General features: G+C 27.5%; 18 protein-coding genes and 1 other annotated feature. Of the genes, 17 read left to right on the top strand and 1 reads right to left on the bottom strand.

Going from position 1 to position 16,730, the window contains the following annotated elements; genetic code table 11:
• Window positions 1-356: 356 nt before the first annotated feature.
• From J2Z25_RS04610 to J2Z25_RS04590, 5 genes are read left to right on the top strand one after another with little or no spacing between them, the layout of a single operon-like run.
• A complete protein-coding gene (locus J2Z25_RS04610) occupies window positions 357-611 on the top strand; it encodes a hypothetical protein (RefSeq protein WP_209738724.1) in 255 nt (84 codons plus the stop codon).
• Window positions 596-775, top strand: a complete 180-nt coding sequence (locus J2Z25_RS04605; protein ID WP_209738722.1) for a hypothetical protein — start codon at window positions 596-598, stop codon at window positions 773-775. The genes J2Z25_RS04610 and J2Z25_RS04605 overlap by 16 nt, the downstream gene beginning before the upstream one ends.
• A 25-nt stretch (window positions 776-800) precedes the next feature.
• Complete coding sequence (locus J2Z25_RS04600) at window positions 801-1,343, top strand: rubrerythrin family protein (protein WP_209738719.1); 543 nt, start codon at window positions 801-803, stop codon at window positions 1,341-1,343.
• 11 nt (window positions 1,344-1,354) lie between these two features.
• Window positions 1,355-2,392 (top strand): hypothetical protein, encoded by a 1,038-nt coding sequence (locus tag J2Z25_RS04595; RefSeq protein WP_209738716.1) that lies wholly within the window; start codon window positions 1,355-1,357, stop codon window positions 2,390-2,392.
• A 43-nt stretch (window positions 2,393-2,435) separates the two neighbouring features.
• A complete protein-coding gene (locus tag J2Z25_RS04590) occupies window positions 2,436-2,786 on the top strand; it encodes a hypothetical protein (RefSeq protein ID WP_097033123.1) in 351 nt (116 codons plus the stop codon).
• A gap of 59 nt (window positions 2,787-2,845) precedes the next feature.
• Here the strand turns inward: J2Z25_RS04590 and pssA are convergent, their stop codons facing one another.
• Entirely contained in the window at window positions 2,846-3,367 is a 522-nt protein-coding gene (gene pssA, locus J2Z25_RS04585; protein WP_008680251.1) for a CDP-diacylglycerol--serine O-phosphatidyltransferase, read from the bottom strand.
• Window positions 3,368-3,628: 261 nt separating this feature from the next.
• Here pssA and J2Z25_RS04580 point away from each other — a divergent pair, with 261 nt between their 5' ends.
• The 12 genes from J2Z25_RS04580 (at window position 3,629) to J2Z25_RS04525 (ending at window position 16,615) form a co-directional block, all read left to right on the top strand.
• Complete coding sequence (locus J2Z25_RS04580; protein WP_209738714.1) at window positions 3,629-4,510, top strand: YegS/Rv2252/BmrU family lipid kinase; 882 nt, start codon at window positions 3,629-3,631, stop codon at window positions 4,508-4,510.
• A 74-nt stretch (window positions 4,511-4,584) separates the two neighbouring features.
• Complete coding sequence (locus J2Z25_RS04575) at window positions 4,585-5,226, top strand: hypothetical protein (protein WP_097033122.1); 642 nt, start codon at window positions 4,585-4,587, stop codon at window positions 5,224-5,226.
• Window positions 5,227-5,624: 398 nt separating this feature from the next.
• Complete coding sequence (locus J2Z25_RS04570) at window positions 5,625-6,881, top strand: magnesium transporter MgtE N-terminal domain-containing protein (protein WP_008680243.1); 1,257 nt, start codon at window positions 5,625-5,627, stop codon at window positions 6,879-6,881.
• A 74-nt stretch (window positions 6,882-6,955) separates the two neighbouring features.
• Window positions 6,956-7,187: a binding site (T-box leader), on the top strand.
• Window positions 7,188-7,308: 121 nt separating this feature from the next.
• Window positions 7,309-8,217: a cysteine synthase A gene (cysK, locus tag J2Z25_RS04565; protein WP_209738707.1), complete on the top strand. Its 909-nt coding sequence runs from the start codon at window positions 7,309-7,311 to the stop codon at window positions 8,215-8,217.
• A gap of 41 nt (window positions 8,218-8,258) precedes the next feature.
• Entirely contained in the window at window positions 8,259-8,843 is a 585-nt protein-coding gene (gene epsC / locus J2Z25_RS04560) for a serine O-acetyltransferase EpsC (RefSeq protein WP_209738705.1), read from the top strand.
• A gap of 89 nt (window positions 8,844-8,932) precedes the next feature.
• Complete coding sequence (gene queG / locus J2Z25_RS04555; protein WP_008680237.1) at window positions 8,933-9,922, top strand: tRNA epoxyqueuosine(34) reductase QueG; 990 nt, start codon at window positions 8,933-8,935, stop codon at window positions 9,920-9,922.
• 34 nt (window positions 9,923-9,956) lie between these two features.
• Entirely contained in the window at window positions 9,957-10,661 is a 705-nt protein-coding gene (locus J2Z25_RS04550; protein WP_209738702.1) for a lysophospholipid acyltransferase family protein, read from the top strand.
• An 8-nt stretch (window positions 10,662-10,669) separates the two neighbouring features.
• Window positions 10,670-11,320 (top strand): endonuclease III, encoded by a 651-nt coding sequence (gene nth, locus J2Z25_RS04545; protein ID WP_209738700.1) that lies wholly within the window; start codon window positions 10,670-10,672, stop codon window positions 11,318-11,320.
• Between the two features lie 570 nt (window positions 11,321-11,890).
• A complete protein-coding gene (locus tag J2Z25_RS04540; RefSeq protein WP_008680230.1) occupies window positions 11,891-12,790 on the top strand; it encodes a D-alanine--D-alanine ligase in 900 nt (299 codons plus the stop codon).
• 349 nt (window positions 12,791-13,139) lie between these two features.
• Window positions 13,140-15,239, top strand: a complete 2,100-nt coding sequence (locus J2Z25_RS04535; RefSeq protein ID WP_209738698.1) for a sodium-translocating pyrophosphatase — start codon at window positions 13,140-13,142, stop codon at window positions 15,237-15,239.
• Window positions 15,240-15,638: 399 nt separating this feature from the next.
• On the top strand, window positions 15,639-16,025 hold the full coding sequence (locus tag J2Z25_RS04530; RefSeq protein ID WP_008680227.1) for a BlaI/MecI/CopY family transcriptional regulator: 387 nt from the start codon (window positions 15,639-15,641) through the stop codon (window positions 16,023-16,025).
• Window positions 16,025-16,615 carry a M56 family metallopeptidase gene (locus J2Z25_RS04525; RefSeq protein ID WP_209738695.1) on the top strand — a complete coding sequence of 197 codons (591 nt, stop codon included), beginning with the start codon at window positions 16,025-16,027 and terminating at the stop codon, window positions 16,613-16,615. The genes J2Z25_RS04530 and J2Z25_RS04525 overlap by 1 nt, the downstream gene beginning before the upstream one ends.
• Window positions 16,616-16,730 lie beyond the last annotated feature (115 nt).

The raw sequence follows: 16,730 nt of genomic DNA, 5'->3' as shown, positions 1-16,730 counted from the left end.
AATGAAAAATTGGAGTAAATATAAAAGAAATAAGAGAGTTAAGAAGTTATAGAATTATAAGATGGGATGAAAAAGCTTATCTTATTTTTTATAAATTATTTACCTAATAATTCCTATAATATATAATTATATGTAATTATTGTAAATAAATTGGCTACAGAAAAGAAATGTCTTTCTGAACTAACATGATTGAATGGGAATTCCTTAAATTTTCAGTGAAAAATTATTTTGAGGAATTATGTAAATTAAATAAAGAAATAGAATACAAAGGATATATAGAAAGTATTGAACATAGATTTATTATTATATGTAAAAAGTAAAAAAATAAATTTATGAGATATTTATGAGGTGGCATCATGAAAACTAATAAAAAGAAAAAGATATTAATTACTGTGGGGTTAATTATACTTTTCTTATTAAAAATAGGTGGAATATTTATAAATAAAATATTTAATAGAGTTACTAATTCACCAATAATATCTAGTAGTGATAGAAATGAAAAGTGGACAAAAGATATTGAATTTTTAAAATATCAGCTACCAAAGGAACATAAGAATTTATTTTTTATAAATCAAAAGAAGAGTTTAATGAAGAAATGGATAGCCTATTAAAAAATATATCTACTTATACAGATGAAGAAATAAAAGATGAATTGGTAAGGTTGATAGTATCAATAAATGATAGTCATACTAGAGTAGGATTAGTTAATAATACGATATATCCATTAAAACTCTACTTAAGTTCACATTTAAATAATAAAATGCATAATGTATAAGTGTATAAATTTTTAGGAGATTAGAATGGAGTTCAAGGGAAGTAAAACAGAACAAAATCTTTACAGGACTTTTGCTGGAGAATCTAGAGCAAGAACTAAGTATACATTATATGCTGAAAAAGCAAGGTTAGATGGATATCAATGGGTTGGGGAAATATTTGACGAAACTTCAGGAAATGAATTAGCTCATGCAAGAGAAGTATTTGGGAGTTTTTTAAACAGGATAGGTTGCACTAAGGATAACTTATTAGATTGTATTTTAGGTGAAGAAGATGAGTATAAAAATTCATATAAAAAGTTTGAAGAAGATGCAAGAAGTGAGGGCTTTAATGAAATAGCAGACTTTTATAAAGAATTAGCTGAAACAGAAGAAAATCATGCTAAAAGATTTAAAGCACTATTTGATAAGCTTGAAGATGGAACCATGTTTAGGGGTCCTGAAGGCTCATTATGGGTATGTATGAATTGTGGATACATCCATGAAGGTGAAGAAGCACCTTTAGTTTGCCCTTTATGCAAATATCCAAGAGCATACTTTAAACCATACTGTAAAATTACAAATGTTTAAGGGGGTACGTCATGTTTATATCAATACCTAAGGAGTTTTTTGTACCTGTACTTTTTAATGAAGATTTTAGATATAATTTTGAAACAGATTCAATGGAGTATGATACAGAAAGAAAGACAAGTGAATTTAGTGTCCCAAATAGTAGAGCAAAGTTAGCTGATATAGAATATAGTATATCTAGAAATTCTAGAGGTGAAATCGAAGAAGTTTTAGAAAGTGAATTGAAAAATGTAGAGGAAGAAATCATAGAAGAACAAATTGCAAATTATGTAAAAGGATTTATGAGATATATGGAAGAACTCAGAGAAGCAGGTTGTCTTGATATGAGTGAAAGAGAGCGTTTAAAATTACTTAATCTATATGTCAATAAATTTAGAGAATTATACAATAATTATAAAAATGTTATTTCCAATATAAGAAGACCTTTGTCAAGGGCAGATATAGATGGAATTATATATTATTATATTGGGAAAATCCAAGATATTTACAATGAGCATTTAGCATCATTAAAATGTGAAAACCTAAACTATGATTCTATTGAAAAAACAATTAATGAAATAGTTAATGATGCAAAGGAGATATTAAGAGAGCAAATAGAAAGTTTAAATTGTAAACTAATAAATAAAGAAGAGGTTTGTAAAGGTAATAAAGAATTAGAAGAGAGTTCTAAGTATGATTCAGATATATTTAATATGATGGATAATGAATTTGTACAAGAGAGTCAAAAAAATAATAATAGATTTATAGAAGATAAATTTGTAAGAGCAATAAAAAAGAATAGGTTAATAGATAACGAGTCTATTAATGTTAAATCTATGGAAAATGATAATTTAAAAGAAAATAATAAACTTATAGAAGAAAATGAAATAGAAAATTATAAAGCTATAAAGGAAAATGATATTAAAATTAAAACTGAGGAAAAAGATATAGCTATAGAAGAAAGAAATACAACAACTAGAGAAAACAAAGATGAAGTAGAAGGTAATTCTGAAAAAAATAATATTGAAGTAGAAAATAAAAGTTTAGAAGATACTGAGAGTTTACAATAGGTAAGTGAAGTTATAATTAGATAGTATAATGTGAGGTGGTTAATTGCCATACAGAGATTTAATCAAAAATCAATATGACGAAATTAATAATTTGACTAATTTACTTGGTTCTATGGTCAACTCTTATAGGCTATTAATTGGTGGAGCAAATGAATTAAATAATATATCAGAAGCTAAGAAAAGCCATGTAAGGGATGCTGTAGAAAGAGCAGATGACTTAGGGGACATAATAGACGAAATAATAAAAACACTAGATGAATGTAGTAGTTCTTACACAAGGTATTGTAAAATGAAAAAACAGTATATAGATGAAAAAACAAATAAAGATAATATATTAACAGAAATAGATTATGAATTAGATTTTGATAATTCAGAAAGAGAAGATGAAGAGTAAAAAGTAAAGCTATTCCAATATTAATTGAAATAGCTTTTTTGTTTTTACTATCTTTGTGACTAAAGTTTCTTCAATTTAAATGAACTTACCATAAGATAAGATCCTAGTATTAGAAGTATAATTGGAATCCATGGAGTTAATCTATGGTTTAATGTAAAAAATACAAAAACAGCCATGAAACTTCCTGCAATAGTTATAGGAATTCCAGTAAAAACTCCATCAAATGTGGAAGTATTATACCTAGCTAATCTGTAAGCTCCACATATAGGGAAAGCTAATAATACAGCAATACCTATTATTCCAGCTGGTCCTACCTTTGCTAAATCATACATTAAGAATGTAAGTATAGATGGTGCAACTCCAAAGGAAACTAAATCAGCTAATGAGTCTAATTCTTTTCCTAGTTCACTAGAAACATTTAACCATCTTGCTACTCTTCCGTCATATCTATCTACAAGTGCTGCTATTATTATAAAGAAGCAAGCAAATAAATAATTTTTTTCAAAAGTGTATAAAATAGATATTATGCCACATGATAAATTAATAAATGTAAAAACATTTGGAATACAACTTTTTTTCATAAAATCACTCCTGGTTTTAAGACACAAAGATTTTTAGTTCCTTTAATGTCTTATTATCAATGCAATATTATATCATATATTTCTATTAAATATAAGATATTTAAAGATTAATTTAATTATTAAGATAAAATTAAGAAATGAGGCTAATATTTAATTTGATTTATATGTAAAATATAGTAATATACTATATATACTTATTGTATGGAATTATAGAGTTTTTATAATTGGAATATAATATAAAATTAACCTAGGAGGGGTAATGTGAAAAAGGTAAAATTTATTTATAACCCATACTCAGGAGAAAACCTAATATTGGATCAGCTAGATAAGGTTATAAAGATACACCAAGAAGCAGGATACACGATTGTCCCATATAGAATAGATAAAGAAGTGGATGTTATAAATGCTTTTAATGATTTTAAGGAAAATAACTATTATTATGTTTTAATCGCTGGTGGAGATGGGACAATAGACAATGTAGTTAATGCAATGACTAAGTGTGGAATCTCAGTTCCAATAGGAATATTACCAGTTGGAACAGCTAATGATTTTGGAAAATTTTTAGGTATGCCTTCAGATGTTTCAAAAGCGTGCAGACAAATATTATCTTCTGAAGTTACAGCAGTAGATTTAGGAAGTATAAACGATAAGTATTTTGTAAATGTTGCAAGTACAGGTCTATTTACAGACGTTTCACAAAAAACAGATGTAAATTTAAAAAATACAATAGGTAAACTTGCATACTATTTAAAAGGAATAGAAGAACTACCAAACTTTAGAAAGCTTGATATAAAAATTAAGTCTGATGAAATGGAATATGAGGGCAAGATGTACTTCATGTTAGTATTCAATGGTCAAACAGCTGGTAATTTTAAATTAGCTACAAGAGCAGATGCAACAGATGGACAGCTTGATGTTATAATATTTAAAGCAATACCTATAATAGAATTAATACCTCTATTTGTTAAAGTATTGAAGGGTGAACATTTAGATTCAGATAATGTTATTTATTTTAAAACAAATAATTTATATATTGAATCTCAAGAAGATATTGGAACAGATATTGATGGAGAAAAAGGACCAGAATTTCCACTCCATATAAAATGTATAAAAGGTGGCTTGAAAATTTTAGGCGTAAAATAATATAAAACTAGAATAAAATGAGAATTTTTTTAATAATTATAAGTAGCAGTAATATAAAAAGGTAGGAGTAATAATTGTTAGAGTTTAGTTATTTATGTCTTTTGTTATTTATAATTACATTTATTTTATATCTAGAAAAAAAGAATATAGATTTATCACCAAAGAAAATTAGACTATTTGTAAGTATTTCGTTAATGCCAATAATATTAAGGTGCTTAGTTTTATTAGGTGGAGTAATAATAGAAAAACAAAGGATAATATATTTTTTGAGATACTATGTCTTACTTAATTACTTTAGTATTCCGTTAATTATACTTTCAGCTTTATACATTTTTTTAAGAAATGAAAAGTTAAAGTTTAATAGAAATTATATTTTTATGATAATCTTAGGATTACTATATGTTGTGTTAGTATATACATATAAATTTAGTATAAGTATAACTAATAAGTTTGGGTTTATTATTTCCTTAGAAAATGGAATGATACCAATTTTAATATATTTAATTATATTAGCTTCTTTAGCGGTGTTTATATTAATTAATTTGGATAAGCCGTTTTGTAATAAAGTTGGTATGAGGTTGCTTCTAGTAAGTTTAATTTTATATATAGTAGAATATATTTTGCTATTAGGTGGAATAAGTATATATCCTTATCCAATAATTGGTGAAGTGTTAATATTATTTTGCTTATTTAAATCTATATCTACATTTAAATAAATACTTAATTTAGAAAAGGAATTGTTGCAAAAGTTATGTAGCAGTTCCTTTTTTAGACTGATGACAAAGTAGCATCAGTCTTTTTATTTGAATTTTAAGTTTTGAGAATCAAAATATCCGTAAATTTTAACTATTCATTTTAAATTTTACATTCTTAAAAAGGTTGCCTTTTTAGGGTATTTTAATATAATATAGTATTGGAGATTGTATGTATAATAAAATGAAATAATATTTATTCTAAATAAATAAGGGGTGAATTTAAAATGGAGGGTGTCCCTCAGAGTAGTAACTTATCAAAATTGAATATTAGAGTTTTAGAGGAGATAGACTTCATTATAAATTAAGCTTATTAATAGTTGATTCATTGTCTACTCTTCTAAAAGTGAGGAGGAAAAGATATGAAGAAACTATCAGTATTTCTATATACAAATATCTTAGGGAGAAAGATATATGACGAGTTTGATGAAAGCATTGGAGAACTTAAAGATATTTATGTAACTACTGAAGATGGATATCCAAGGGTAATTGGCTACAAAGTCAAAAGAGATGGATATACTTTTCACTATGAGTTTAGGAGTATTAATTTTTATCAACAAGACAATAGGATAAAAATAGTTACAAGAGGCAGCAAAGAAATACTCCCAAGAACATATTCTTACCTTTTATCAGAGCATCTACTAGATAAAAAAATAGTAGATATTAATGGCAAACAAGTAGTTAGAGTTGATGACTTAAGAATAGCTGAAATTGCAGGAGAATATAGGGTAATAGCTGTTGAAACTGGTCCTATGGCAAGATTTAGAAGAATGAATTGCGCAAAGTTTGGTAGCTTTATCTATAAGATGCTTAGAAAAGATTATGAAGATAGAGTTTTAATGTGGGATGATGTTGAATCTCTTGAAATGGTAGACAACAACTTACAAATAGCAGTACCATATAAAAAACTATCAACTCTTCATCCAGCAGACTTAGCAGATATCTTAGAAAACTTAGATGCAAGTTCAAGAAAACAAATCTTTGAATCATTAGATGAGGATTTAGCAGCAGATACATTAGAAGAAATTGAACCTGAATATAAAGGTAGTATTATAAAAGATTTAAGTGAAACTAAAGCAGCTGAGCTTTTAGAAAATATGCCTAATGATGAAATTGCAGATATTCTAGACGAACTAGATGATGATGAAAGAGAAAAGATTCTTGTGAATTTAGAAAAAGAAGATGCAGATGAAGTTAAGGAATTATTAAGTTATGAAGATGAAGCTGTTGGTAGTATAATGAGTACAGACTTTATTTCATTTAATCTAGATATAACTGTTGGTGAAATAATTGATATATTAAGGGAAATGGAAGAACTTGAAGAAGATGAACTTTACAGGATTTATATTACTGATGAAGGTGATAGGATATTAGGAGATATAAGTCAATTAGATTTAATATTAAATAAGCCTAATGTTAAAGTTAAAGATATAATGAATGAAAATATTAATGTAATTAGACATGATATTAATATAGATGAAGCAATAGAAATTGCAGCTAAATATGATTTATTAGCTATACCAGTAATCGATGAAGAAGATAAATTAATAGGAGCTGTCAACACTCATGATTTAATAGATGAAATTTTATATCCAGTTTGGAAGAAAAAGATAAAATAGAAAGATTAAAGTGGGTTGACAATTAAAGCTTTAAGAATATAATGATAATATAAAACTTACTAAAATACTCAGAATTAAAAACTAAGAAAAAGAAGAGTAGTATAGAGGAAGGTTACAGAAAGAAAAGGAAGATGAGAACTTTTTACCTGCAATTTATATGAAGTGCACTTTGGAGTTGAAGTTTGAAATATAGTAGAACTTTCCGGTATCATCCGTTATAATGATGATGCATTATTTGCATTTATGAGTGAGATTAATTTATTAATCTAATTAGAGTGGAACCACGGAGTTAACTTCGTCTCTATATTGTTTAGAGACGAAGTTTTTAATTTATAATAGTTAATAAAATAGCGTGAATTAAAGACTATATATTGATATAGTAACTAAGTTTATTTTTTGAGTTTAGCTCAAATAGTAGGAGGAAATGATGATATATAATGGTGTATTAGATTTAGTAGGGAATACTCCTATACTAAAATTAAACAACCTGTATGATGAAGATAGTGCAGAGGTTTATGTTAAATTAGAAAAATATAATCCAGGGGGAAGTGTTAAGGATAGGGCTGCTTTAGGAATGATTGAGAAAGCAGAAAAGGAAGGATTATTAAAAGAAGGTTCAGTAATTGTAGAGCCAACAAGTGGAAATACAGGTATAGCTTTAGCTATGATTGGAAGATTAAAGGGATATAAAGTTATAATTGTAATGCCAGATAGTATGAGTAAGGAAAGAAGAGATTTAATAAAGGCTTATGGAGCAGAACTAATATTAACTGATGGTGCAGAGGGAATGAATGGGGCTATAGAAAAGGCAAAAGAGCTTTCTAAGCAAGATAATTATTTTATGCCTCAACAATTTGAAAATTTAGCAAATTCAACAAAGCATTATGAAACTACAGCAGAAGAGATATGTTCAGACTTAATCAATTTAGATGTTTTTATTGCAGGTGTAGGAACTGGTGGAACTGTAACAGGAGTTGGGAATAAGCTAAAAGAGAAGATGAAAGAGATTAAAGTTATTGCAGTAGAGCCCATTAAATCACCAGTATTAAGTGGAGGAAGGGCAGGAGCTCATAATATACAAGGTCTTGGATCAGGATTTATACCAGAAATATATAATCCAGAGTGTATTGATGAAATAATAAAAGTTTCGGATGAAGATGCATTTAAGATGACGAAAGAATTTGCGGAAAAAGAAGGAATATTACTAGGTATATCATCAGGAGCAGCTATATTTGTAGCACTTCAAGAAGCTAAAAGACTTGGCAAGGGGAAAAAAGTCTTAGTAATAGCACCTGATGGTGGAGAGAAATATATATCAATGGGGATTTACGATTAAAATTAGTAATAAGTAATTTTAACAAAGGGAGGAAAATAGCTGTGTTTAAAAATTTAAGTTATGATATAAATAATATATTAGAAAGAGACCCAGCTGCAAGAAGTAAAATAGAAGTACTTTTGTTATATCCTTGCATCCATGCATTAATTGCATATAGAATAGCACATTTTTTGTACAATCATAAAAGATTCTTTTGTGCTAGATTATTATCACAATTAGCTAGATTTTTTACAGGAATAGAAATTCATCCAGGTGCTAAAATTGGAAAAGGACTATTTATAGACCATGGTATGGGAGTAGTAATTGGAGAAACAAGTGAAATAGGAGACAATGTCACTATATATCATGGAGTTACTTTAGGTGGTACTGGAAAAGAAAAAGGAAAGAGACATCCAACAGTAGAAGATGACGTAATAATTGGGGCTGGAGCAAAGGTATTAGGTCCAATAACTTTAAAAAAGGGGGCTAGAGTTGGAGCAAATACCGTAGTTTTAAAGGAAGTACCTGAACAAGCTACTGTTGTTGGCTGTGCAGGAAGAAATATCATTAGAAATCTTAATGATATAATTGAGGTAGTAGATGAAGATGGAAATAAAAAAACAATATATAATAACATGGTTATATAAAAAAGTAGGATATTAAAAAGAGGATATGATTATATAAAGGTAATATGTTGAGGAATATGTTAAATAATATAATTATATAGAGGTTCGTTATGATAAAAGAAGATATAATTAATTATTGTAACTCATTAGGACTAGATACTTTAGGCTTTATAAAATGCAGGGAGTTTGCAGAACTTAAAGATTTCTTTTATGAAAGAAGAAAACAAGGACTTGAAAATGAGTTTGAAGAAAAAGATATTGAAAAGAGGATAAATCCTTTTAATTATATGAGTGATGGGAAAACTATTATATCAATAGCTTTCCCTTATCTTCATGATATAAATTACTTTGATAATGGTTTTTCAGTTTATACAAGAGGAAAAGATTATCATAAAGTAGTAAAATCATATTTAAGTAAAATATGTGAATACATAGAAAGTATTGGTGGAAAGGCCAATTCATTTGTTGATAGCAACTTTTTACCTGAAAGATATATAGCTTATTTAGCGAAGGTTGGATTTATAGGTAAAAATAATATGATTATTACAGAAAAGTATGGATCATATGTTTTTTTAGGAGAAATAATAACTGATTTAGAAATCAACTGTGATAATGAAAGAGGTTTTAATGAAATTTCTCTTTTTAAAGAATGTGGAGAATGTGATAAGTGTTATAAAAGTTGTCCAAGTAAATCTATAAATGCATATAGAAAAAATAGTAATATATGCGTTTCATATTTTACTCAAAAGAAGGATTTAGAGGATAAGCATATAAAATTATTAAAGGGAAGAGTTTTCGGCTGTGATAGTTGTCAAAACTGTTGTCCATATAATGAAGATATAAGTTTTTCAAGTATAAGTGATTTTTATCCTTTTGATTTTATGAATAAGGAAAATGCACTTGAATTAGCAAATATAAATAATAGAGAATTCAAAGAAACATTTCTAAATACTTCTTGTGGATGGAGAGGAAAAAATGTTTTGAAAAGGAATGCTTTAATTAAAATTAGGCATAATAATGGGGATATAAGTGATATAAAAACTGATTCTCCCTATTTAAAAGATTATGTTGATAGACTTTTAAATAGTAATAAAATATAATATTACATATAACAATAGGAAGTGAGGGAGATTAATGTTATCACCAACATTAGTAAAGGTAATAAATGTATTACCAGAATCATTAGTAGTAAAGATAACAAAAGTTATTGTAAACAAATATTTTAAAAAATATGCAAATATTAAAATAGAAGGATTTGAAAAAATAGAAAAGGCAAGTGGACCTAAAATATTTATATGCAATCATTTAAGTAATGCTGATGGGTTAATCTTGGATAAAGTACTTAGAGAAAAGTATGATCCAACATTTGTTGCAGGAGTAAAACTTTCAAATGATCCTGTAACTAGATTAGGAACAGCTATGATTAAAAATGTTGGTATTAAGCCTAACTCAGCTGATAAAGAGGCCATTACAAAGATAGTTAAGCTTGTTAGAGGCGGAGAAAACTTAGTTATTTTCCCAGAGGGAACAAGAAGTAGAACTGGATCAATGATTGAAGGAAAAAAAGGAGTGCTGTTAATTGCAAGGCTTACAAAGGCTCAAATAATACCAATTGGTATGTATGGAACTGAAGTCCTTTTACCTATAAATAAAGATGGTGATATGGGTGGAGAAAAGTTTAATTATGCAGATGTAAATATTAAAATTGGTGATCCTATCACATTACCAGGAAAAGAAAAGGATGAAGATAAGCACGAATTTGATGAAAGATCTATGCAATATATAATGAAGTCAATTGCAAACTTGCTGCCTGAAAAATATAGAGGAATATATAAATAGGTGATTTTATGAAGCAAAGAACAAAAACAATATTAGAAACATTGAAGGAAGATTATCCAGATGCAAAGTGTGAATTAAATCATGAATCAGCATTTCAGCTTTTAGTTGCTACTATACTATCAGCTCAAACAACTGATAAAAAAGTAAATGAAGTAACTGAAACTTTGTTTAGGGATTATCCAGATTTAGATGCATTTTTAACTCTTACAGTGGAAGAGCTAGAAAAAAGAATAAAACAAATTGGATTATATAGAAGTAAAGCAAAAAATCTAATAATGATGTGTAATCAACTTAAAGAAAAGTTTAATGGAGAAGTGCCAAACACTATGGAAGAAATAACTTCATTAGCTGGAGCAGGTAGAAAAACTGCTAATGTAGTTTTATCAAATGCTTTTGGAGTGCCATCGATAGCTGTAGATACCCATGTATTTAGAGTTTCAAATAGATTAGGACTTGCAGATTCTGATAATGTATTAGAAGTAGAAAAGCAACTACAAAAAGAACTGCCTAAAAGGGAATGGAGCTTAGCGCATCATTTATTAATTTTTCATGGAAGAAGATGTTGTATTGCTAGAAATCCAAAATGTGAAATTTGTAACTTAACAAAGCAGTGTAAGTATTATAAAGAAATTAAGAAAAAAGAAATTAAAAAGAAATAAGTAAAAATAGTCATAAAGCTAAATTGAGTTTTAAATTAAAAAAGTAAGAAAATGATTATGAAGATAAATTGAGTTTGAAATTAAGTCTAATGAATTAGAAAAATAGATTTAAAGTTAACATAACTTTAAAGATGAGATGGAGAAGAACGTAGCTATGAAATAGCATTTGGTTCAAGACTAAAGGTATCTGATGATGATCTTATTTAAGCTTTTAAGTTAGTTTTATAACAATATTTAAAAATAAATTTATTAATACAAGTATAAAATTTCTACATAAATAAATCTATAAATGTAATCATAAAAAAGATGTAAAATTTAAATTTAAATCTAGTAAGATAGATATAGGATAGTTAGTGTAATAATTAATAAATCCTATATCTTTTTTATTTTTAAAGAAATTATATTAACTTTAAATTTAAGGATAATTTTATGAGGATAATAATCCTTCATAGTATGAGAGTGGAATTTTAATTTTAAGTTTACTTTTATTACTTTAATCATAGACTGTATAGTGATATAATAATTAAAGATTTAAATCAGTAAATTTTATAGTAAAATGGAGGACTTGTTATGAAAGTTGGAGTTTTAATGGGGGGAATATCTTCAGAAAGAGAAGTATCATTAAATAGTGGAAATTCTATGATGCAACATATAAATAAGGAAAAGTATGAAGTTATTCCAGTTATTATAGATAAGAAGGAAGATGTAATAGAAAAAGTAAGAGATATAGATTTTGCATTATTAGCTTTACATGGAAAATTTGGAGAAGATGGTACAGTTCAAGCTGTATTAGAAACTTTAGGAATACCATACTCGGGTTGTAATACATTAAGTAGTTCATTATGTATGGATAAGGATTTAACAAAAACGATTTTAAAAGCTAATGGAATAAGAACTGCAAGATGGCTAAATGTTAGATCAATAGAAGAAATTGATTATGCTGCAATAGAAGAAATAGGATATCCAGTGTTTATAAAGCCAACTAATGGGGGATCAAGTGTTGCAACATTTAAAATAACAAAAAAAGAAGATGTTGAAAATGCAGTTAGAGAAGGTTTAAAGTGGGATAATGAAGTTATGATCGAAGAATTTATAAAAGGTGATGAAATAACTTGCCCTGTATTTGAAAATGAAATGTTCCCAGTACTTGCTATAAAGGCTAAAACTGATTTCTATGATTATGAGCAAAAATATTCTGCAAATGGAGCTGAACATTATGCAATAAACTTAGAAAAAGATATTCATAGTGAAGTAGAAAAGATGGCTCTTGACACATACAAGGCATTAAAATGCTCTGTATATGCTAGAATTGATATGATAATTACAGAAGAGGGTGTTCCATATGTATTAGAAGTTAATACTTTACCAGGTATGACAGCAACTAGTCTTTTCCCTCAAAGTGCAGGAGAAAAAGGAATAAGCTATTCTGAGTTTATAGATATGATAATAGAGCATTCATTAAATAAATAGAACGATAGTAGATAGGTATGATTTTTAAGGCGAAAATCATACCTATTTTTTATTGAGATCTGTTTTAACCTATAAGAAAGTATTACTGATATATCTAGTAATTAGCTAAAAAGGGTATAGTGACTAAAATTACTCCAAATATAATTTTAGATATTATATTTAGTTTGTATTTTGATTTGTAATTTTTATATACTAAAACATCATAATTTAAATTCTTAAATAAAGACATCAATTAATTGTTCAATACTTTATATTAAATTTCTATTAGATTAGAGTATTTTCCTAAAGTTTGAAACGTATAATAAAGTGAAGCTAATATATTTATATTAATATAATAGGAGGAATTATAATGAATTTCATTTTCTTAGTTTTACTTGGTTCTGTCTTGGGTTTAATCTTTGCAGCTTATCAAGCATACTCAATATTAAAAGAAGATGAAGGCGATGAAAATGTAAAAAGTATTTCAATTAAGATTAGGAAGGGAGCAAATGCATATCTGACAAGACAATATAAAGGAGTAGCAATATTTTTTGCTTTAATGTTTATTATCTTTTTAGTATTAAGCCTCTTTGATTTTGTATCAATATTTGTACCCTTCTCTTTTGTAGTTGGAGGATTTTTATCAGGACTTAGTGGGTTTATTGGAATGAAGGTTGCAACAAATGCAAATGCAAGGACAACTACTGCAGCTAAAAAGAGCTTAAATGGAGCATTAAAGGTTTCTTTTAAAAGTGGCTCTGTAATTGGTATAGTGGTTGTTTCTTTAGGATTACTTTATATAGGACTTGGGTATTCCTTCTTAGATTGGTATTATAGAGATTTGATTGAAGCAGAACGTGTAGTTAAAATTACAACAAATATACTAACATTTGGTATTGGGGCATCTTCTATGGCGTTGTTTGCAAGAGTTGGGGGAGGAATATTTACTAAAGCAGCAGATGTTGGAGCAGACTTAGTTGGAAAGGTTGAAATAGGAATTCCAGAAGATGATCCAAGAAATCCAGCGGTAATAGCAGATAATGTAGGTGATAATGTTGGAGATGTTGCTGGAATGGGTGCAGATTTATATGAATCTTATGTAGGTTCATTAGTTTCATCTTGCGCTTTAGCAGTAGCAGCAGGTTTATCTACTAAGGGGGTAGCTGTTCCTTTATTAGTTGCAACTTTAGGAGTAGTGGCATCTATTTTTTCTACATTCTTTGTTAAGACTAAAGAGGATGCAACACAAAAGAATCTTTTAAAAGCATTAAGGAGAGGGGTATATATATCATCAATTATTGTAGCTATAGGTTCATTCTTCATAGTTAAAACTGTAATAGGAACTGAGAATATAGGAATTTATTTTAGTATATTATCAGGTCTTATAGCTGGAATACTAATAGGATTTTTCACAGAATACTATACTTCAGATAATTATAATCCAACAAAAAAATTAGCTGATATGACTAAAACTGGACCTGCAACTACTATAATAGGCGGTTTGTCATTAGGAATGGTATCAACTGCAATTCCAGTTATAATAGTTTCTTTATCAGTTTTAATAAGTTTCAAGTTATCGGGTGGATCAAATGATTTCAACTTAGGATTATATGGGATAGCTATTTCAGCAGTGGGTATGTTATCAACCTTAGGAATAACACTAGCAACTGATGCTTATGGTCCAATTGCAGATAATGCAGGAGGAATAGCTGAAATGTCAAATCAAGATCCAGAGGTTAGAAGAAGGACAGATGCATTAGATTCACTAGGAAATACGACAGCAGCAACAGGAAAAGGATTTGCTATAGGATCAGCAGCACTTACTGCTCTTGCATTTATAGCAGCATATAAGGATTCTATTGAAAATATGGTGAAAAGTGGAGCTTATAAATTTGAATTTAATTTGTCTATATTAAATCCTCAAGTGCTTATAGGCTTGTTTATCGGAGGAATGGTTACATTTTTATTTTCTTCAAAGACAATGGATGCGGTTGGACGAGCTGCTTCTAAAATAGTTGTAGAAGTAAGAAGACAATTTAAAGAAATACCTGGGCTTATGGATGGAAAATCAGAACCGGATTATGCTTCTTGTGTTGATATTTGCACAAAATCTGCTCAGAAAGAACTTGTAACAATAGCTATAATAGCAATTTTAACACCACTTATAGTTGGATTATTATTAGGTCCAAATGGTGTTGCGGGATTATTAGCAGGTTCTACAGTTACTGGTTTTGCAGTTGCAATTATGATGTCCAATTCAGGTGGAGCATGGGATAATGCTAAAAAATATATAGAATCAGGAGTGTTAGGTGGTAAAGGGTCAGAGTGTCATAAAGCTGCTGTAGTAGGAGATACAGTAGGTGATCCGTTTAAAGATACTACAGGGCCATCAATAAATATATTAATTAAGCTTATGTCTATGGTATCAATAGTATTTGGTGCTTTAGTACTAGCTTTTGGAATGATTTAGATTTATTATTATTTCGAGTTTAAAGAAGTGCTGACTAAGAAAAATTAATCTTAGTTGGTGCTTCTTCATTTTTTAGATATTTACAAAACTTTAAATAATATTAATTAATTTTTTGCGGATTAAGAATCCAATAATATATAAATGTTTTTTATAGTATTTAAAAATAACAAAATATTTAAAAGTTATATAATGTCTAAATACTATATTGTTTTAAAAAATTACATAATGATTAAAGTATGCATAATATTTAAAGGATAAATAATATTAAAATTTATATAACAATAACAAATATAAAATAATGTTAAGAAAATATTTACATGTGTATATTGACAGTTAAGGATTACATTTGTAAACTTAGATTATGAATTACATATGTAATTAAAGATGGGAGAGAGATTTATGGGGAAGTTACCTAAAATATCTGATGCAGAATGGGAAGTTATGAAAATAATATGGGCTTTAGGGGAAGCAACATCAAGTGAAATTATTGAAGAGCTTAAAGGAAAGCAGCCTTGGAAAAGCACAACTGTAAAAAGTCTTATAAGTAGATTATTAAATAAAGATGCTATAAGTTTTAAAAAACTTGGAAAGGAATATTTCTATTTTCCTCTTGTATCAGAAGAAGAGTGTATTAAAGAGGAAAGCAATTCCTTTATAAAGAAAGTATTTAATGGATCACTAAATGAAATGATATTAAACTTTGTAAAGTCAGATAACCTAACTAAGGAAGATATAAATGATCTAAGAAGCCTATTAGATGAAAAATTTATATCGGGGGAAAAATAATGGATTATCTTAAAATAGTTAATTATATTTTAGAGACATCTTTAGTTGGAAGCTTATTAGTAGTTTTAATTTTAGCATTAAGACTACTAATAAAGAATCATATGAAAAAGTCAATAGTATATTATTTATGGTTTATTTTAATATTAAAGTTATTAATTCCATTTAGTCCTGAAAGTAAATTTAGTATATATAATTTTGTGAACATTAATATAGAAGAGTCTCTAATATTAGAAGGAAAAAACATTCAAAATCAAACCGATAACAAGTCTATAAGCGACATTTCAATTATGCCTAATTTAAATTCCTTAGAAATAAATGATAAAACGGATTACGAAAAGAATGAAGATGGAGATGCAGTAAATAAAAATTTGAATAATAGCATAACCGAAAGTGGTAAAAATAATTTTCAATTCAAACAAATTTTATTTACTATTTGGTTAATTACTTTTTCAATAATTTTGATTAAAATAATCACTTCATATATAAAACTTCAGATGAATCTTTTAAGAGAATATAAAAAAAATAATAACTATGATCTAAATATATCAATAGAAGAAGAGATAAAACTTCTATCTATAAATATCATGTAAAGATATTAAAAAATAATAAATAGAATAATAAACAGAAATACTTCATTATTTAAAGATTAAATGAAGTATTTCTTTTATTTTGATTTAATTAGAAATATTTTGGCATCAATACAGA

This window comes from Clostridium tertium (assembly GCF_017873245.1).
Classification (GTDB): domain Bacteria; phylum Bacillota; class Clostridia; order Clostridiales; family Clostridiaceae; genus Clostridium; species Clostridium tertium.
This window is presented reverse-complemented; position numbering and strand designations above follow the sequence as displayed.